The organism is Gemmata sp. SH-PL17 (assembly GCF_001610855.1).
GTDB lineage: Bacteria > Planctomycetota > Planctomycetia > Gemmatales > Gemmataceae > Gemmata > Gemmata massiliana.
Map to the genome: position 1 here is coordinate 2,528,829 of NZ_CP011271.1, position 19,430 is coordinate 2,548,258.

General features: G+C 63.9%; 14 protein-coding genes. 4 read left to right on the top strand and 10 right to left on the bottom strand.

The features are described 5' to 3' along the window. Positions 1–31: 31 nt before the first annotated feature. Together VT84_RS10510 and VT84_RS10515 are read right to left on the bottom strand one after the other, a co-directional pair. A complete protein-coding gene (locus VT84_RS10510) occupies positions 32–577 on the bottom strand; it encodes a rhodanese-like domain-containing protein (protein WP_052559827.1) in 546 nt (181 codons plus the stop codon). 31 nt (positions 578–608) lie between these two features. Further along, positions 609–2,288: an FAD-dependent oxidoreductase gene (locus VT84_RS10515; protein ID WP_082839492.1), complete on the bottom strand. Its 1,680-nt coding sequence runs from the start codon at positions 2,286–2,288 to the stop codon at positions 609–611. A gap of 108 nt (positions 2,289–2,396) precedes the next feature. Here VT84_RS10515 and VT84_RS10520 point away from each other — a divergent pair, with 108 nt between their 5' ends. Further along, complete coding sequence (locus VT84_RS10520) at positions 2,397–2,744, top strand: ArsR/SmtB family transcription factor (RefSeq protein WP_162271662.1); 348 nt, start codon at positions 2,397–2,399, stop codon at positions 2,742–2,744. A gap of 169 nt (positions 2,745–2,913) precedes the next feature. Here the strand turns inward: VT84_RS10520 and VT84_RS10525 are convergent, their stop codons facing one another. Continuing rightward, positions 2,914–3,111: a hypothetical protein gene (locus VT84_RS10525; protein WP_052559824.1), complete on the bottom strand. Its 198-nt coding sequence runs from the start codon at positions 3,109–3,111 to the stop codon at positions 2,914–2,916. Here VT84_RS10525 and VT84_RS10530 point away from each other — a divergent pair. The 3 genes from VT84_RS10530 (at position 3,110) to VT84_RS10540 (ending at position 5,564) form a co-directional block, all read left to right on the top strand. Next, positions 3,110–3,874, top strand: a complete 765-nt coding sequence (locus VT84_RS10530) for a class I SAM-dependent methyltransferase (protein WP_082839494.1) — start codon at positions 3,110–3,112, stop codon at positions 3,872–3,874. The genes VT84_RS10525 and VT84_RS10530 overlap by 2 nt on opposite strands. A gap of 153 nt (positions 3,875–4,027) precedes the next feature. Continuing rightward, positions 4,028–4,216 carry a 30S ribosomal protein S21 gene (gene rpsU, locus VT84_RS10535; protein ID WP_232069801.1) on the top strand — a complete coding sequence of 63 codons (189 nt, stop codon included), beginning with the start codon at positions 4,028–4,030 and terminating at the stop codon, positions 4,214–4,216. A 286-nt stretch (positions 4,217–4,502) separates the two neighbouring features. Next, a complete protein-coding gene (locus VT84_RS10540) occupies positions 4,503–5,564 on the top strand; it encodes a hypothetical protein (protein WP_157469403.1) in 1,062 nt (353 codons plus the stop codon). Positions 5,565–5,623: 59 nt separating this feature from the next. On the opposite strand, the gene feoB is transcribed toward VT84_RS10540, so the two are convergent. The 7 genes from feoB to cimA form a co-directional block, all read right to left on the bottom strand. Further along, positions 5,624–7,933, bottom strand: a complete 2,310-nt coding sequence (feoB, locus tag VT84_RS10545) for a ferrous iron transport protein B (RefSeq protein ID WP_082839496.1) — start codon at positions 7,931–7,933, stop codon at positions 5,624–5,626. 94 nt (positions 7,934–8,027) lie between these two features. Continuing rightward, on the bottom strand, positions 8,028–8,255 hold the full coding sequence (locus VT84_RS10550) for a ferrous iron transport protein A (RefSeq protein WP_052559819.1): 228 nt from the start codon (positions 8,253–8,255) through the stop codon (positions 8,028–8,030). Continuing rightward, entirely contained in the window at positions 8,255–8,494 is a 240-nt protein-coding gene (locus tag VT84_RS10555; RefSeq protein WP_052559818.1) for a ferrous iron transport protein A, read from the bottom strand. Before VT84_RS10555 ends, VT84_RS10550 begins: the two co-directional genes overlap by 1 nt. A 275-nt stretch (positions 8,495–8,769) precedes the next feature. After that, a complete protein-coding gene (locus VT84_RS10560) occupies positions 8,770–12,555 on the bottom strand; it encodes an efflux RND transporter permease subunit (protein ID WP_239465771.1) in 3,786 nt (1,261 codons plus the stop codon). Between the two features lie 44 nt (positions 12,556–12,599). Beyond that, the gene (locus tag VT84_RS10565; protein ID WP_082839497.1) at positions 12,600–13,919 is read right to left on the bottom strand and encodes an efflux RND transporter periplasmic adaptor subunit; all 1,320 of its coding nucleotides are present in this window, start codon (positions 13,917–13,919) and stop codon (positions 12,600–12,602) included. A gap of 475 nt (positions 13,920–14,394) precedes the next feature. Then, the gene (locus tag VT84_RS10570) at positions 14,395–17,535 is read right to left on the bottom strand and encodes a valine--tRNA ligase (protein WP_082839498.1); all 3,141 of its coding nucleotides are present in this window, start codon (positions 17,533–17,535) and stop codon (positions 14,395–14,397) included. A 74-nt stretch (positions 17,536–17,609) separates the two neighbouring features. After that, positions 17,610–19,214 (bottom strand): citramalate synthase, encoded by a 1,605-nt coding sequence (gene cimA / locus VT84_RS10575; RefSeq protein WP_082839499.1) that lies wholly within the window; start codon positions 19,212–19,214, stop codon positions 17,610–17,612. Positions 19,215–19,430: the final 216 nt, after the last annotated feature.

Genomic DNA, 19,430 nt, shown 5'->3' on the forward strand with positions numbered 1-19,430 from the left:
GCCACACGCGAGCGCTGCGCCCGCGTTAACGTCACGGAGCGCAGGTTGGGCCGGCGGGTTTCACGCGCCGCCGGTTCCACGGCATCCGCGCCAGTAGCAATCCCATTCCGCAGGTATCGGTCACGCCCGCGAACACCAACCCCGCACCGACGAACGCCGAGAGGCCGAAGAACCCGGGGTGAACGAACCCGAGGCCGACGCCGAACAGCACCAGCGCCCCGGCCGCGATGCGCACCTGGCGCTCTAGCGAGATTGTTTTTTGCCCGCGAACCACGGGCACACCCGCCTCGACACACGCGAGCGTACCGCCGGTCACGTTCGTCACGTTCGTGAACCCGGCCGCGAGTAATTGCGCGCACGCTTTCTCGCCGCGGCTCCCGCGCTGGCACACCACGAACAGCGGTGCGGAGGGAGCCGCGCCCACCGTGCTCGGGTCGAGCCGGTTGAGCGGCACGTTGCGCGCGAACGCAACGTGAACGTCCTCGAACTCTGCCGGCGTGCGCACGTCGATCAGTGCGACTGGGCCGGCTTTCGCCAATTCCGCGAGTCGCGCCGGGGCGATGGTGGGGACGGACATTGCGAACCTCCTGTATTTGGCGGAGAAGCGTTTATCGGGGCAGAAGGCCGTCTTGTGCGGCCTTCCATGTCTTGAACGAGCCGACGAGGTTCCGGCATTGGAACCCGTGCTGCATCAGTACGCGACAGGCCGTGTACGAGCGCTGACCGCTCGCGCAGTGCGCGACGATTTCCCGATCGCGCGGGAGTTCGTCGAGCCGGGTGCGGAGTTCCCCGAGTGGGATGTGAACGGAACCGGGGATCGCTCCGCCGGCGCGCTCCTGGGCATCGCGCACGTCGAGAACGAGTGCGCGCGAACGGTCCAGTCTTGCGACCGCGTCCCATTGAATTGTTCGCACGCGCCCGGCGCGGACGTTCTGCGCGACCATTCCGGCCAGGTTCACCGGGTCTTTGGCGGAGCCGAACGGCGGGGCATAGCAGAGCTCCAAATCCGCCACATCGTCGACCGTCATGCCCGCGCGGAGTGCGGTAGCGAGTACGTCAATGCGCTTGTCCACTCCGTCGGCCCCGACCGCCTGTGCGCCGAGTAATTTCCCCGAATCCGGCGCAAAGAGGATTTTCAGCGAGAGCGCTTTGGCGCCGGGGTAGTAACCCGCGTGCGAGTTCGGGTGGAGGTGGACCGCCTCGAACGTGATCCCGGCGGCCCTCAGTTGCGCTTCGTTCGCTCCGGTGACCGCGGCCGCGAGTCCGAAGACGCGCACGATCGCGGTGCCGAGCGTGCCGGGATACGCGCTCGCAATCCCGAAGATGTTGTCGGCCGCGGTGCGCCCCTGACGGTTCGCGGGGCCGCCCAGCGGGATGAGTGCGGGCGCACCCGTGACCGCGTGTGTCACTTCGATCGCGTCACCGACTGCATAAATGTGCGGGTCGCTGGTGCGCAAGTGTGCGTCGACTTTGATGCCGCCGGTGCGACCGAGATCCAGTCCCGCTGCGACCGCGAGTTGCGATTCCGGGCGCACGCCTAAACCCGTCACGATCACGTCGGCCGGGAGGCGCGTACCGTCGGCGAGTACCACGACCGAGGCACCGGCCGTTTCTCCGGCGCCCGGCCCATCGAAGCGGGCGAGGCCGTTACTAAGGTGAAGGGCGACGCCGTGCCCGCGGAGTTCGAGGTGCAGGTGCGCGGCCATCTCCGGGTCGAACGGTTTCAGAACCTGCGGGTTCCGCTCGACCACGGCCACCCGGAGTCCCCGCTCGTGAAACTGTTCCGCGACCTCCAAACCGATGAACCCGCCTCCTACGACCACGGCCGTTCGCGCGGCCCGGTCCCGGACCCACGCATCGATTTGGTCCATGTCTTCGAGCGTGCGCAGCGCGAACTGCCCCGGGCGCTCGGTCCCGGGTACGCCCGGAACGATCGGGGCCGCTCCCGTGGACAGGATGAGGGCGTCGTACCGTTCCGTGGTTGTGTGTCCCGAAACGAGGTCGCGCACTTCGATTTCCCGGCGCTCGCGGTGAATCGCGGTGACCTCGGACCGCGTGCGCACGTCGACGTTGAATACGGCTCTCAGGCGCTCGGGTGTTTGCACGAGCAACTTCTTGCGGTCGGTGATCTCACCGCCCAAAAAGTACGGCAACCCACAGTTCGCGTAAGACACGTGCGGTCCGCGCTCGAACACGATGATTTCCGCGCTCTCGGACAACCGCCGGGCGCGGGCGGCCGCGCTCATTCCGCCGGCCACCCCTCCCACGATTAGCACGCGCATGCCCATGATCTTCTCCGCAGGTCTTCACCTGTGCCGGCCACGGCGGTAGAATTGCAGTGCCGTTAATTGTGATTGGGTGATATTGCTATTTGGCAATATAGTGTGGGGTGCGATGTGGAGTCAAGTCCTCTCGACCGAAACGCCCTTGAAGCGGTGTCTCGACTGTTCGCGGTGCTCGCGGAGCCGACGCGACTGGCGATTCTTCAGTGCTTGAAGAGCGGGCCGAAGGCCGTTTCAGAGTTGGTGGACGAACTCGGAGCGAAACAGGCTAATATTTCCAAGCAACTCGGCATCCTCTACGCGGCCGGTCTGCTCTCGCGCGAAAGAGATGGGAACCTCGTGCGGTATTCGATCGCCGAATCGATGATTTTTGAGCTGTGTGAGCTGGTTTGCGGCAAACTCCGGCGCGACGCGGAGCGCCGACTTGAAGCGCTTGGCGGGGAAGAGAAGTCGCGAAAGTGATCCGCTGTGGTGGCCGAACCGGAACACTTCCGACCGCCTTCTGCGCCGGGACCGTGGGCAATCCAACGAGTGCGAGGCGCACGGCCGGTGTTCGGGTGGGGTGGTTCGTCACCGGGTGGTCGTGTGACTTCTGGAGAGGAGCGCTCGACGCGGATCGTGAAACGGGCCGTTAGTCGAGGGGCGGCCACTGGTTGGCCATGCCCTCGCGCTCGACGTCGCGCACTTGGTCCTCGCTCACCGCGAACTGGCGCGCCACCGCGGTGCGCGACGCGGCCACACCCGCGCCGCCGTCCTGGGCCTCGACCAGTGCCTTGAAAATCGCGCGCCGCTGTTCGACGGTGATTTGGCCTGATTGTTCTTCGGACATGTCGAACCTCGCGGCACGGGTGCAATACAACACCCATACATCCTACGACCCGTTCCGGTTCGGGCACGAAATTCGCGCGCGGTTATCGGAACTGTTTCCCCCAATGCCGTTCCAAATGTCACTACGAGAACTACTCGTACCAATCACCGACGCCGATCCGCCGGCCGACGTGCGCCGGTTCCTCCGCGACGCGGAGCGCCGGATCGATCGGTTCCAGACCGCGTGCCAGGTGCCCGCGTTCGTCCCGTGCGACTATGTCACCGCGTACAAGGTGCTTCGGGCACTGGCCGGCGGGGAATTCACGCGCGGGTCGCGGTTCTGCGAGTGGGGTTGTGGGTTCGGGGTGGTCGTGGGGTTGGCCGCGATGCTCGATTTCGAGGCATGCGGGATCGAGATCGAAGGAACACTGATCGACGAGGGGCGCCAACTCGCCGAAGACTACGATTTGCCGGTGGAACTGGTCCACGGCAGCTTCGTTCCCCCCGGCGCGGAGGACCGCGTGTACAAGGGCGGGACGTACTCGTGGCTCACGACCGAGGGCGACCAGGCGTATGAGGAACTGGGGCTGGAAATTAGCGACATGGACGTGATATTCGCGTACCCGTGGCCGGACGAAGAGGCCGTGGTGTACGATCTGTTCGATCACTACGCGGGCGTCGGTGCGGTTCTGGCGACGTACCACGGCAGCGCCGACTTCCGGTTGCGACGCAAGGTGAGCGACCGGCAAATGGGGACGAAACGAAAAAGGCCCCGTGACCGTTGACGTGTGAGTTCTGTAGCTTATATGAGCCACAAATAGTTTCTCGAATGGGAACTTCCGGACCGCTTCCGGATCGTCTATAGTCAGGAACAACATTTTTTCACTCAGAACCCACACTGTGGGTCCGATTCACGGGGAGATCGAATGGGGTTGCGGATGCGTGTTCACGAGCGGGAGCCGATCGGCGCCGCTCTCCGGCGGTTCAAGAAACTGATCGAGCGCAGCGGGATGAAGGGTGAACTTCGCGCCCACGAGTATTACGAAAAGCCGTGCGAGGCCCGGCGCCGGAAAGAAGCGCGCCGCATGAACGCGATCCGTAAGGCCGCGAGCGCCCCTCGTTCCTAGACCGCTCACGTCCGACGCTCGGCACTCGGTGAACCCGAACCCTGAAAGGTAACGGGTTTGTGCTGTTTGTTGCCTTTCGCGCCAAATAGCTTCGACGTCGAGGTAATCCGCTCGCGGGGCGAGCGGTACTCGATCAATTCACCCCACCGAAATAGAACGCTGCCACCTTTCGAGTCAGTTGATTCGCCGAAACCTTAATACACTCATTAGGCTTTCCTCGCGTAGCGGGTATCGTGGCTGCCGATCGCGTGATCGCTAATCCATGACGCTCCTGTGGTGGGAACTCGTGACGTCAATTCGATGGGCTTTGGCCGCTGGCTGTTTGTTGGTGCTCGCGCCCGCGGGTCGGGCCGTGCCGGTTGTCGGGCAAGCTCAACCCGATTATCTCCCCTTTGGGACTGTTTGCGTGGGCGGGGCCGTGGAGGGGAGCTTCTTGGTGTACGCCTCGGCCGATGATCCGAAACCGACAGTGAAGGTCGAGGCACCGAAGTTCGTGAAGGTACTCGGCACCAAAACGTTTGCCCGACAAGTAGGCGCGGCGAACAGCTTCACGTGTGTTGAGGTTGAAGTGGCGATCGAAACGGCCCGCGAGGGCGAATTTGAGAGCGAGATCAAGGTTACTGTTGGGGAAGTCACGACCAAGATGCCGGTGTCGGTTGTTGTGAAGACCCGGAAGGCCGGACAGATACGACTCCTAGTTGCTGGCACGCCGTTCGAGTGCGCCGCGACGGACAGCGGGAAAATGTATAAGGCCTGGACCGACCTCGTTCGTGACGCCGGTCTGGACACGAGTTACCTGCTCGTTCGGCCCAAACAGCCCGTTCTCCGTGATCTCGATTTGAGCAAGTACAACTGCGTGCTCCTGAATGCTCATGCCCTGCTGAGCCAGACCGCGGACTACGTTCAACGGGTTCGGGCTTTTGCCAAAGCGGGCGGCCGCGTGGTCGTCACGACGAGTGCGTTCTTTACGGGATCGGTGCCCGCGGCGAATGAGGTGCTAGATGGGACCGGTTTGGAACTCCTCGATCAAGGGGCGCCGCGCGGCTTGAAGAATGTGACTCCGAAGGCAGACGATTTCTCCCCTGAAGTGGTCAAGGCCGGTATTAAATCGGCGACGTTCTTTCGGGCTTCGCCGATTCGCGTGGAGAATGGCGGTCGGGTTCTTGTGAGCGCGGTCGGGTTCGAGAAGGCGGGTTTGGGCTTTGTGGCTACAGCAAAGGTCGGAAAGGGTGAAGTGACCGTGATGGGCGTGTCGCTGTGGTGGTTGTGGACTGCCGGGGAACGCGGGGAAGGGGCCGATAACACGAAGTTGCTCCGTTGGCTCTTGGCCCCGCCTCTTGCCGGTTAGAGCGTTGACGGCAATCGCATCCGCGTCTCCCTCGATTCCGCGAGGGAGACGCAGCGCTCTCACCCCACGATGAGTCGACCTAACTGGAATGTGGCGAACGCGCCGAGGTACGCCAGCGCCGTCATGTAGACGAAGGTGAATGCGGGCCAGAGCCAGCTCTTTGTTTCGCGCTGGATTACGGCGAGGGTCGCGGCGCACTGACAGCACAGTGCAAAGAACACCATCAGCGACAGTGCGACCGGCACGCCGTACTTGCCGCGGATCGGGTCTTTCGACCAATCGTCTTGCACAGCTTTTGTCAGCCCCGCGACTTTCTCCTTTGCCTCGTCGTCGGCGCCATCATCACCGATGGCCTTCGTATCCACTTCGCCCACATCGTAGAGCAACCCGAACGTACCGACGATCACCTCACGCGCCGGGAAACTCGCCATCGCCGCGACGCCGATCTTCCAGTCCCAGCCCAGCGGCTCGAACACCGGTTCCATCCACAACCCGACTCGACCCAGGTAGCTGCTCCGTTTCCACTCGCCGTTGAGCTTATCGGGCAACCCCGCGGCCTCTTCGAGCTTCTCCAGTTCGGTCTTTTCGCCTTCGGTCAGCGGAGTCGGGGCGGGTTCGTTTGCCTCCGGCTCTTTCTGACTCGCCGTGCCCTTCTCCTTAAGTTCCTTCAGGCGATCGGCACTCTCCTTGACCGCGTCTTCGGCTTTCTCGATGAGGTCGGGGTACGATTGGCCCTGTGCGTCGGAGTACGGGAAGTAGAGCGCCGCCCACACGAGCACCATCGCGGCGAGGATGATCGTGCCGGCACGCAGTGTGAACGCCCAGCCCGCGCCCCCCATTCGGCGCAGCACCGAAGTAAACTTCGGGCGCCGGTAACTCGGTAGTTCCATCACGAAGACGGGCGGGGCGCCGCGGAGCAGGGTTCGCTTGAGTGCGAGGGCGACGAGCGGTGCGACGGTGAAGCCGACCATGTACATCGCGAACAGAACCAGCCCCGGCAGCCAGCCCGGTGAACCCGGGCGCGCGACAAACGCCCCGATGAGTAGGATGTACACCGGGAGCCGGGCGGAACAGCTCATCAGCGGCGACACCAGGATCGTGGCGAGCCGGTCGCGCCGGTTCTCGATGACCCGCGTGGCCATGATCCCGGGCACCGCACACGCCACGCTCGACAGCATCGGGATGAACGACTTCCCGCTCAGTCCGCACCGGCTCATGATCCGGTCCATGAGGAACGCGGCGCGCGCCATGTACCCGCAATCCTCAAGAACCGCGATGAAGCCGAACAGGATCATGATTTGCGGCAGGAACACCAGTACGCCGCCCACACCCTTAATGATTCCATCCACGAGGAGCGCGCGGAGCGGTCCGGAGGGGAGGGCCGATTCCACGGTTTTTGCGATCGCGTCCTGCCCGCTGCTAATCAGATCCATGAGCGGTTTCGCCCACAGAAAGATCGACTGGAACATCAAGAACATCACGACCAGGAACACGAGCGTGCCCCAGAGCCGGTGCGTGAGGACCGAGTCGATACGATCGGTCCATGTGACCGGGCGCACCGCGGGCTTGCTCACGGTCGCAGCGACTGCCGCACGCACCCATGCGAATCGCGTGCGCGCTTCGACCCCCGGGACCGAATGCCCGAGTGCCGCGAGTTTGTCTCGCGCGCCGACGAGCGCGGACCGGAACCGGTCCCCGTACCGCTCGACGAGCCACTGTTCCGTGTACCCGCCGATATCGATGACCGCGCGCCGCAGGAGGACCGGCGGAACCTCGTCGCTGAGTTCCTTCCGCAACTGTTCCACGGCCTCATCGAACGCGGGCGGGAACGCGGGGCCGCTCGGGGCGGTTGCACTTTCTCCCGCGGTGCGAACGGCCGCGGTGAGTTCCGTTAACCCGGTACCGTTGTTCGCCTGGATCGGTACGACGGGGACGCCAATCGCTTCGGACAGTTTCGCGTAGTCGAACTTCAACCCTTGCGCCGCGGCCGCGTCAATCATGTTGACCGCGACGACGACCGGTACGCCCAGGTCGAGCAATTGGCTCGTGAGGTAGAGGTGCCGGTCGAGGTTGGTCGCGTCAACGATCGAGAGCACGACCGACGGCCGGGGTTCTTCGGATCGGCGCCCCAGGAGCAGGTCCACTGCGACCATTTCGTCCGGGCTGCGAGCTGCAAGGCTGTACGTGCCGGGGAGGTCGATGAGGTCGACCGTTGTGCCGTTGGTGGTGAACTGCCCCTTCTTCATCTCGACGGTGACGCCGGGGTAGTTCCCGATGCGCTGGCGCAATCCGGAGAGCGCGTTGAACAGTGTCGATTTCCCCGCGTTCGGGTTCCCGACGAGAGCGACGGTGAGCGTGGGGGTGAGCATAAGTGAGTGCGGAACCTGGAACGCGGAACTCAAAACGCAAACAAGTGGAGCGGGCGCGAGGCCGGGGCCGACCCGCGCGTCGAACTCCGCATTTCTAAAGTGGGCGCACGCTAATGCCGGCGGCTTCGGACTTGCGCAGGCTCAAGCGGGAGTGACCGAGGCTGATTTCGAGCGGATCGCCGAGCGGCGCGCGTGCGATAACTTGCACCTGTTCGCCTTCGAGCAACCCGAATTCGTAGAGGCGCTGGACCAGAGCGGCGGGGCCGGTAACGGACAGCACTTCGGCCCGTTGGCCCGGCGAAAGATCGGCGAGAGTGGGCATCAGCCGGCGTGCCCCGCGGTGACCGGGCGGACGAGGATCTGGGCACACTCGCACCCGCGCAGGCCGAGCTTTCCTCCGTCCACTTTCAGGAGACAAGTCGCACCGGGCTGAACCACCTGGAGGCGGCAGCCCTGACGGATTCCGAGTTCGGCGAGGCGCCCGACCCAATCCGCTTGGCCGGTCACCTCTTCGACCTCGGCCCATTCGCCGGCGCGCACCATATCCAGGGGCATTAACATGACGGCTCATTTGTTGAGATTTCGTCTCAGTGTAGTTTCGCTTGTGGACACACACACGTCAAGGGCGCGAGACGAGATTTGGGGTGAATGGCCGGAGAATGAATTGAAATTGAGGTGGAATCGCTGGATTAAAGGGTGTCGAAGCTACAAGCGTTTTCGGGTGTACCACATTGGGAGCGGCACCCGAAACATCAGAGAAGCGTTCGCGACAAGAACTGGAAACGCACGGGGCACCGACCTTTTGAGTCGGTGCCCCGCGTGCGAACGGTGTAAGCCTATTTCGCTTCTGGCGCTGTTGGAGGTTGTTGGGCTGGAACCGGTTGTTCCGCCTCCGTTGCGATCGGTTTCCCGTTCTCGTGCGGTTCCTCCGCGATAACTTCTGCGATGAGAGGTTCCGCGATCTCCGCGTGCAGCGGTTGCGCGACTGCTTTGTGGGTGTCATGGGCACTGTGAGCACCGTGACCGTGCGCGCCGTGGGTTTCGCCTCCGGCGACGGGTAGGTCTTCGCCCGGTGGGGGCTTCGGCGGGCCGTTTTTGAGTTCGATCAGGCCCTGGATCGCGATGTAGAAGACCGGCACGAAGAACACCGCGAGTATGGTCGAAGTCAACATCCCCCCGAACACCGCAGTGCCGAGCGACTGCCGACTCGCGGCCCCGGCCCCGGTCGCGAACACGAGCGGAACCACGCCCAAGATGAACGCGAAGCTCGTCATGATGATCGGCCGGAACCGCATGCGCGCGGCTTCCAGTGCCGCTTGCCGGATGCTCCGCCCCGCGAATCGCAACTCGCGGGCGAACTCCACGATAAGGATCGCGTTCTTCGACGCCAGCGCGATGATGAGCACAACCCCGATCTGCGTGTAGATGTTGTTGTCCATCGTGCTCACGTTCGGCATGTGCGGGTGCCACCAACTGGCCTCCCCCTTTGCGATCGCCGCCTGCGCCCGCACGTAGAACTCGTGCAGCCAGATCCGCGCATTCACCGCGGCGACCACCCCGAGCAACCCGAGCGGCACCACCAGAATCACCGCGAACGGCAGGAGCCAGCTCTCGTACAGCGCCGCGAGCACGAGGTACACCATGAACACGGCCAGCGCGAACACGATGTATGATTCGGTGATCGGCTTGCCGAGCAGGTTGAACGCGGCTCCGCCGACGCGCTTCTCCTGGTAGGAGAGGCCGGTCCACTCGAACCCCATCGTCGGCGGGAGCTCGCGCGTCGCCACCTCTTCCATCACCTTGATCGCGTCGCTGGAACTGACACCCGGGTTCGCCCGGCCCGGGATCTGCGCGGTCGGGTACAGGTTGTAGCGGATGATGGACTGCGGCCCGATCCGGATCTCGTCCTTCAGGAGCGTGCCCAGGGGCACCCGCGGGCGCGGACCCACGCGCGTCGAACCGTCCGGGTTCACGCCCCCCTCGCGCCCGGGTACCTCCAGGCGCTTGATCGCGTTCGTGTCGCCCCGGTACCGACTGTCGGCCTGGATGCGGAGCTGGTACGTGCGCCCGAACTTGTTGAAGTCGTTCACGTACACGGACCCGAGGTTCGCCTGGAGCGTGGCGAACACGTCGTCCATCTTCACGCCCATCTTCTCGGCCTTCTCGCGGTCGATGTCGAGGTAGATCTGCGGCACGCCCGCGCGGAACGTGCTCGCGGTCTTCATCGCGTCGATCTCGGGGTTGCGCCCCGCGGCCATCGCGACGGCGGTCGCGCGCTCCTGGAGCACGTCGGTCCCCACGCCCTCCCGGTCCTCGATCTGGATCTGGAACCCGCCCACGAACCCGAGCCCCTGGATCGAGGGCGGCACGAGCACGAAGATGCGGGCGTCGCGGAACCCACCGAACTCGCGCTGGAGCTTCGCGACCAGGGCCTCCTGCGCCAGGTCCGGGCGCTCCCGGTACTTCCAGTCCTTCCACGCGGCGAACGCGGTCGCGGAGTTCGGCGCCGCGGTTCCGTCGAGCAGCGAGAACCCACCCAGCACGAACCAGTTCTCGACGCCTTCCGTCTTGCGGAACACGCCGTTCATTTTGTCCACCACCTCGCGCGTCCGGTCGATGGACGCGGCGTCGGGCAGTTGCACCGCGATGATGACGTACCCCTGGTCCTCATCTGGGAGGAACCCGGCCGGGGTTTTCTGGTACCACACGCCGGTTCCCACCGCGAGCGCGAGGAACGCCACGAGCGCGAGCCACCACACCCGGAGCAGGATCTTGATGGACCAGGCGTAGGCCCCCTCGATCGGCTTGTAGACCGCGTCGAACAGTTTGGAGAACCACCCCTTCTTCGCCACCGGCTTGAGCCACAGCGCGCACTGCGCGGGCTTCAGCGTGAGGGCGTTCACCGCGCTGATGAGGGCGGTGGCGGCGATGGTGAGCGCGAACTGTTTGTAGAGCTGACCCGTGATCCCGCCGAGGAACGCGGTCGGGAGGAACACGGCCATCAGCACGAGTGTAATGGAGATGACCGGCCCCGTGACCTCGTTCATGGCCTGGATCGTCGCGCTCCGCGGCGCCATGCCCTGTTCGATGTGGTGCGAGGCGTTCTCCACGATCACGATGGCGTCGTCCACCACGATCCCGATGGCCAGGATCAGCCCGAACAGCGTGAGCAGGTTCACCGAGAACCCGAGCAGCAGCATGAACGCGAACGCGCCGATGATGGTGATGGGCACGGTGGTGGCGGGCACGAGCAGCGCGCGGCCGCTCTGGAGGAACACCAGGATCACGACGAGCACCAGCGCCCCGGCCTCGAACAGGGTGACGTACACCTCGTCGATCGCGGCCTCCACGAACTTCGTGGTGTCGAACGGGATGCTGTACTCCATCCCGGGCGGGAGCGTGGGCTTCACCTTCTCCATCGCGGCCCGCACGCCCTTCGCCACCTCGAGCGCGTTGGACCCGGGGAGCTGGTACACGAGCAGGTTGGCGGACGGGTACGCGCTGCGCGACGCGAACGAGTCGTAGGACTGCCCGCCGAGTTCCACGTCGGCCACCTCGCGCAGGTACACGAGCTGCCCGGCGGCCCCGGACTTAACGATGATGTTCTTGAACTCTTCCGGGTCGCTGAGGCGCCCGAGCGTGGTAACCGTGTACTGGAATCGTTGGCCCGACGGGTTCGGCGGCTGGCCCACCTGTCCGGCCGCGACCTGTACGTTCTGGCGCCGCAGGGCCGAGAGTACGTCCTCGGTGGTGAGCTTCCGGGCCGCGAGCTTGTCCGGGTTCAGCCAGACGCGCATCGAGTACGAACCGACCCCGCGCACGATCACGTCGCCCACCCCGGGCACGCGGCTCAGGTCGTCGCGCAGTCGGAGCGTCGCGTAGTTCGAGAGGAACAGTCCGTCGTAGGCGCCGGGTAATTCTTCGACGCGCCCGACGTCCGAGAGCGGAATGGGCGAGCGCCCCGGCGGGGCCAGCGTGATCTGGCGCAGTTTGTCGCCCCCGGCGGGGCCGTTATCGGCGAACGAGTCCGGCGCCAGAACCTGGTAGCACAGGGGCTGCTTGTTCGGGTGCGGTTCGGCTCGCGCGCCGGCCGCCTCGATCGCCGCGGACACCTGTTCGACCGTCACGCCCGTGTCCCGGAGCGCTGTGGGGTCGAGCGTCAGGTTGTAGCGGTCCTTGGGTGGTGGTGCGGTCAGAGAGATCGCGAGAATGATGGCAGAGGACTGTTTGCGCACCGTCACGCCCTGCCGGCGCACTTCTTCGGGCAGCTGCGGTTCGGCTACGCTCAACCGGTTCTGCACGAGAACTTGGGCGTCGTCGAGGTTGGTCCCGATCTCGAACGTGATGGTGAGCCCATACGAGCCGTCGGCGGAACTGGTGGAGGACATGTACATCATGTTCTCCACCCCGTTAATCTGCTGCTCGATGGGGGCGGCGACCGTGTCGGTCACCACCTTCGCGTTCGCGCCGGGGTAGTTGGCGCTCACCTGCACCGTGGGCGGGGTGATCGGTGGGTAGCGCTCGACCGGTAACCGGTACAGCGCCACCGCGCCGAACAGCAGCGTGACGATGGCGAGCACGTTGGCGAAAATCGGCCGGTCAATGAAAAAACGCGAGATCATGCGGCGACCGCGTGTGGGTTGGGGCGAAGGGCACGGGGCGCGGACTACTTCTTGGACTCGGCGGGCGGTTTCAACACCCACTCATCGGGCGTGGCCGGCGCGTCCGGTCGAACTTGGTGCAAGCCGGCGAGAATCACGCGGTCGTCAGCCTTCAGCCCCGCCGTGATCGCGACGACGGACTTGATGTTCTTGCGCGTCTCGACGGGCGGCTGGCCCTCTTTCTTTGGGGGCGGAGTCGGGTTCACTGCGACCCAACTCGGCGGGGTCACGCCCGCTTCCGTGGCGGGTAGCTTCCACACGTTCGCGCCGACCGTGACGGGTCTCTTCTTCACAACCCCCTCGGGGGTCACCACGAAGACGAACCGCCCCTCCTGGCCGCTGAGGAGACAGTCCTCGGGGATCACAGGCGTCGGTGCCTTGTCACTCTTCGGCACCCGGACGCGGGCGAACATGCCGGGGTAGAGTAACCGGACGCCGTTCGAGAGCACCGGGTTATCCAGGCGCCCGCGCACGCGGATGGTCCCGGTCGCGGTTTCCACGCGGTTCTCGCGGAAGTCGATGAACCCTTCGTGCGGGAAGTCCATTTCGTCGCCGACCCCGACCTCAAGCCCGATCTGTTGGGTACTTAGGCTCGGACTCGACGATTTGATGAGCGTTTTCTGGTACGCGAGGAAGTCGGACTCCGGGGCGTCGTAGTACACGTACAGCTTGTCCACCTGCACGATGGTCGTGAGGAGCGTGGTGTCGGCTTGGACGAGGTTCCCTTCGTCCACGAGCGTGCGGCTGAGACGCCCACCGATCTTCGCCTTGATGTCGGTGTAACCCAGCATGATCTCGGAGGAGTGGAGCGCGGCTTTCGCGGCGTCTCGGTTGGCTTCCGCGGCCTTGAGTTCGGCAATGCGCACGTCGAGCGTGGCCCGGGCCTCTTCCTCGCGGAACTTCGATTCGATCCCACCGGCGCCGAGTCGGTTCACGCGGTCCAGGTCGGCCCGCGATTGAACGATTTGAGCTTCCCAACTCTTGATCTGTGCTTCACACTTGAGGAGTTCCGCTGCGGCCTTCTTGACCGCGGTTTCGTACTCCAATTTGTCGATCGTGTAGAGCGGGGTGCCGACCGCGACCTCGGTCCCTTCGACGAACTTGACGTCCTTGAGGAACCCGCGCACCTTGGACCGCACTTCGACTGCTTTGGTGGTATCGAGGTACCCGTTGTAGACCCAGTAATCGCGAACGGGGACGATGGCCGGGCGGACGACCGTGACTGTGGGCGGTGGGGGCGGCTTGACCTCGGGCTTGGGGGGCTGGCACCCGGTGAAGGTGGCAGTAAGGAGAACGGCGCTCAATCCGATTCGGCGATGGTACATGGATGGTCCCTCGGCGTGAGCGATAAGGCGGGTTCGGTCGAGTGCGCCGGGCTACAGCGCCCGAATTACTTTTATACACGCCCCATAGCGCCCTCTTACGGCGGCGCGAAGATACTGTCCTGTAGTCCAGTGGACCATGCTCAAGTACAGCGTTTTGAAGAGTGACGATCGGAAGAAATGTGTTCCGTACCGGTGCGACCGGGCGCTGGCGGAACCGTGATTGTGGCTCCGCATTTACTAGTTCGTTGGACTATGAATGCTCTGCGCGCGCGGACATTGGGATGAGGCTTGCCGACGCGAAAAGGTTCGCGCGGTCGCAAATTACTGTTGGTGCTTTGAAGTTTGGGTGAAGAGCAGCATCGCTGCTGACTTGAAAGCAGCTTCGATAAAAGTAACCGGGTGACGGGTAGTGCGGAGGAGTTACCACACTACCGTCACCCGATCGGCGACATCTTCGCTGGGCTTATGCCCGGAATCAAGCCGATTGCAAGTCCTTCAAATTCTCTTCCATCGCGGCGATTTGCTTCTCGACGTCGATCACCAAATCGCGCTGCTGCTGCACCACTTCGGGCGGGGCGCCGGCCACGAACTTCTCGTTCGCGAGCTTCGCTTTGGTTCCGTCGAGTGACTTCCGCTTGTCGCCGATCTGCTTTTCGAGGCGCTTGATCTCGGCGGCCACGTCGATCAGCCCGGCGAGCGAAACGTAAGCCTCGAACTCGGGCCGCACGATGCCGCCGGCCTGCTTCGGCTTGGACGCGGTCGGGCCGGCGGTGAGGGTCGCGATCCCTGCGAGCGGCCCGATGAATGCCGCGAGCGCATTGAAATCGGCGGCCACCGCATCGGACGATTTCACCGACACGTCGAGGCGCGTCTTATCGTCCACCTGATAGCGGTTGCGCACCTCGCGCACGCTCTTCACGAGATCCTGCATCCGCGCGAAGCGAGCTTCCACTTCGGCACTGATCCACGACTCGGGGTAGCTCGGCCAGTGTGCGATGCACACGCTCTCTTCGGCCTTGGCGGGCGCCGGGAGGCCGCGCTCGGGAGCGGCTTCGTTGAGCGCCTGCCACAGTGATTCCGCCACGAACGGCATCACCGGCTGCACGAGTCGCAGGATGCCATCAAGCACCCCGGCGAGCACGCGCTGCGCGAGCGGGCGGGCAGTGGCGTCTTTCAGGCGCCCCTTCGACATCTCGATGTACCAGTCGCAGAACTCGCTCCACACGAAATCGTAGAGGAGTCGCGCCACATCACTAAAGTGGTAACCCTCCAGCGCGGCCGTCACAGCCTTCGTGGTGGTCGCGAGCCGTGAGAGCAGCCACTTGTCTTCCGTGGGCAGTTCGTCCAACTTCACCGCGTCGGGCGCGTAGCCCTCCAGGTTCATGAGGAGGAACCGTGTCGCGTTCCACATCTTGTTGGCGAAGTTCCGGCCCTCCTCGAAGCGGTCGGAGCCCTGTTTCGCGGTCTTCAGTTCCGCGTCATCCATCGGCCACGGCCCGCCCGGGCGGAACGGCTGCTTGCACTCCGGGCAGTTGAGCTTCTTGGTCCGCATGTACATGTGCTCTTGCTTCACCGGCACTTCTTTGCCGCAGTGCGGACACACGTTTGACACCGGCAACCGCGAATCCTGCGTCTCGGTGGCGAGTTTCACCATGCCGTAGCGCATCGCGTCGGTGCCGTAGCGGTCAATGATGTCGAGCGGGTCCACCCCGTTGCCCTTCGTCTTGCTCATGCCCTCGCCGAACCCGTCCATCACCTTCGGGTGGATGTACACATGGCTGAACGGGATCTCGTTCAGGTTGTACAACCCCGTCAGCACCATCCGCGCCACCCACAGCGTGATGATGTCGCGATTGGTCACAAGCACCGACGTGGGGTAGTAGTAGCGGTCCTTCTCCCAGTCGGGCGCCACGCGATTCGGCTTCTCTTCCGGCAGCACCGGCCCGGGCCAGCCGAGCGTCGAATGCGGCCACAATGCGGACGAGAACCACGTATCGAGTACATCATCCGATTGGTTGAAACCGTGCTTTACTAATCGTTCCGTGTATAAGGGGTTTTCTACACGCAACGACACATGCACGTAGTGAGGTGGTCGTTCTCGTCTAATCTTGCGATACTCTTCGAGCGCTTCGGGAGTGCCTTTAGCGCGAATCTCCTCGTACTGTCTTGCCAGTGCCTCGTCGCTTTGCTTTGTGATTACTAAGTCTCCCGCCGCCGCGCCAGCCTGCAAAGCTGGATCTTGTTGAAGGCGTTGGATGTGCTCTTCCATATCGCGGATGTCCACGCAGCCGTCCGACCACACCGGAATACGGTGTCCCCACCACAGTTGCCGGCTGATGCACCAATCGCGTTTTTCGCCGAGCCAGTCGAGGTACGAGCGCGCGTAGCGCTCCGGGAAGAATTTCACGCGGCCATCGGTCACCGCGTCCATTGTCATCTGCGCGAGGCCGGCCTTGCCGTCGTCGCGGTCCGCCATCTTCACGAACCACTGGTCCGACAGCAGCGGCTCGATGGGCGTCTTGCTGCGGTCACTGAATTTCAGCGGCACGATGCGGTCCGCTTTCTCCACATAGAGGCCGAGTTCCTCCATCTTCTTCGTCACGGCTTCGCGGGCCTTGTAGCGGTCCATGCCCTTGTATTCGCCGCCGTTCTCGTTGATCGTGCCGTCGGGGTTCAGGATGTTAATGATGCCGCCGTGGAGATCGTTTGCCCACACCTGGAGGTTGCGCTGCCAGCAGGCGTAGTCGTTCGGGTCGTGTGCGGGCGTCACCTTCACGCAGCCCGTGCCAAGTTCCGGGTCTGCGAGCTGGCCGTCCGCAATGATGGGGATTTTGCGCCCCGTGTGCGGCTGCACCACGAACTTGCCAATGAGTGCCTTGTACCGCTCGTCGCTGGGGTGCACACACACCGCAGTGTCGCCGAGCACCGTTTCGGGCCGCGTGGTGCTGAAGGAAATGAAGGTCGGTTCCGTTGCAGCGGCGTTCGGATCGTACACTTCGTACTTGAACGTCCAGAACCCGCTCTTGGTGTCTTCGGTGTACGTTTCGTCGTCGGCCACGGACGTTTGCAGGTGCGTGTCCCAGTTCACCAGCCGCTTGCCGCGGTAGATGTAGCCGTCGCGGAACATGCGGAAGAACGTTTCGCGCACGGCCCGGGCGCACACCGGATCGAGCGTGAACCGCGTCCGGCTCCAGTCGCAACTCGCGCCCATTTCGCGGAGCTGGCCGAGGATGCGCGTCTCGTACTTGTCCTTCCACTCCCAAATACGCTTCACCAGTTCGTCGCGGCCCAGGTCGTGCCGGGTCTTTTTCTCCTGGGTGAACACGAGCCGCTCCACCACGGATTGCGTGGCGATACCGGCGTGGTCCGTGCCGGGCATCCAGAGCGCGTTGTAACCCTGCATCCGGCGCCAGCGAATCAACACGTCCTGGAGCGTGTTGTTGAGCGCGTGCCCCATGTGAAGCGCGCCGGTCACGTTCGGCGGCGGAATCACGATGGTGAACGGCTTCTTGGTCGAGTCCGGCTTGCTGTGGAAGTAGCCGCGTTCCTCCCAGAACGTGAGCCACTTCTCCTGGGCCGCTTTCGAGTCGTATGCCTTCGGGAGTTCGGTCGCCATGTCGTTACCTAAGCTGCCTCGGGAACGGGTTTCCGCCCCCGGTGTGTTTCGGGATCGTTTTGGTGAGGAAGAGTTTACCGCTTGGGCCGTTCCTCGTCCTTGAACAGCTTGTACTCGATCGCGTCGCACAGCGCGAGCCAACTGGCCTCGATCACGTTCTCGCTTACGCCCACGGTGCCCCATACGTCCGTGCCGTCGCGCGATTCGATTACCACACGCACCCGCGCCGCGGTACCGGCACGCGGGTTCACGACGCGGACTTTGTAGTCCACCAACTGCATCTCGTTGAGGCGCGGATAGAACCGCACGAGTGCCTTGCGGAGCGCCCCGTCGAGCGCGTTAACCGGGCCGTCGCCCTCGCTCGCCGTGTGCTCGATCTGGCCCGCGATCTTCAGCCGGACCGTGGCTTCCGTGATCGGCGTATTGTTCTCACGGGCCTCGATGTTTACGCGGTACGTAACTCGCTCGAACCACGGCTGGTAGAGCTTCAATTTCTTATCGACCTCCCACGGCTTGTGCTCTTTAGCGACCTTGCGCACCAGCAGGTCGAACGATGCCTCCGCCGCCTCGAACTCGTACCCCTGGTTTTCCAAGTTCTGCACCGCGTTGAGGATCTTCGCCATTAGCGCCTTGTCGTGATTCAGCTCGTACTTCGCGGTCTTGGTCAGAATGGTCGATTGTCCCGACAGTTCGGACACCAGAATCCGGCGCTCGTTGCCGACGGCCTCGGGCGTGATGTGCTCGTAGGTCGTCGGGTCTTTTGCGACCGCGTGGGTGTGCATCCCGCCCTTGTGAGCGAACGCGCTGGCGCCCACGAACGGCTGCCCCACACGGTGATTTAGGTTCGCCAGTTCGTAGACGTACCGCGACGTTTCCGTGAGCCGCGCGAGGCTCCCGGGTGTCAGCACGTCGTACTTGTATTTCAGCGCGAGGTTCGCGATCACGCTGAGCAGGTCCACGTTCCCGCAGCGCTCGCCGATGCCGTTCATCGTGCCTTGAACCTGAGTCGCACCGGCTCGCACCGCGGCGAGCGAGTTCGCGACTGCCAGTTCGCAGTCGTTGTGGCAGTGGATGCCCACCTCGCACGGGACCGCGCGCTTCGCGGCTCCAACTACTTCCGCGATCCGCTCGGGCATCGTGCCGCCGTTGGTGTCGCAGAGGATCACCACGCTTGCGCCCGCGGTCGCGGCGGCCTGAAGGGTCTTCAGTGCGTATTCGGGGTTCGCACGGTAACCGTCGAAGAAGTGTTCCGCGTCGTAGAACACCTCGCGCCCCTGACTTTTGCAGAACGCGACGGAATCCGCGATCATGCGCAGGTTCTCATCGAGCGAGGTACCGAGTACCTCGGTGACGTGGAAGTCCCACGTCTTCCCGACGATGGTGACGACCGGTGTTTTGGCGTCGAGCAGGGCCTTCAGGCAGGTATCCGTTTCTGCCGGTGCGTTCTTCCGCCGCGTCATCCCGAACGCGCACACTTTTGCGTGCTTGAGCGGGATCTCGCGCACGGCCTGGAAGTATTCAAAGTCCTTCGGGTTCGATAGCGGGTAGCCGCCTTCGATGTAGTCCACGCCGATCTCATCGAGCCGCCGCGTGAGTAGCAGCTTGTCTTGCAGGGAGAAGTTCACGCCCTCGCCCTGGCTCCCGTCGCGGAGCGTGGTGTCATAGATGGAGACGCGCATGACTGTGGCTCTTGGCTGGAGACGTTAGCTACGGAACCCGGCGACGTTCACGCGATTCGGTTCGGGTGCCGTTGATCGCTGGCAAAACCAGCGGGAGAGCGGCGCCCGTCCCAAAAAGAAAAACCCCGAAGCAGGTGCTCCGGGGTGCGTGCGGCAAGAGTACCGACCCCGAAGTTACCCGGTGGTAATAACCACGACCGTCGCAATAATGGCAAC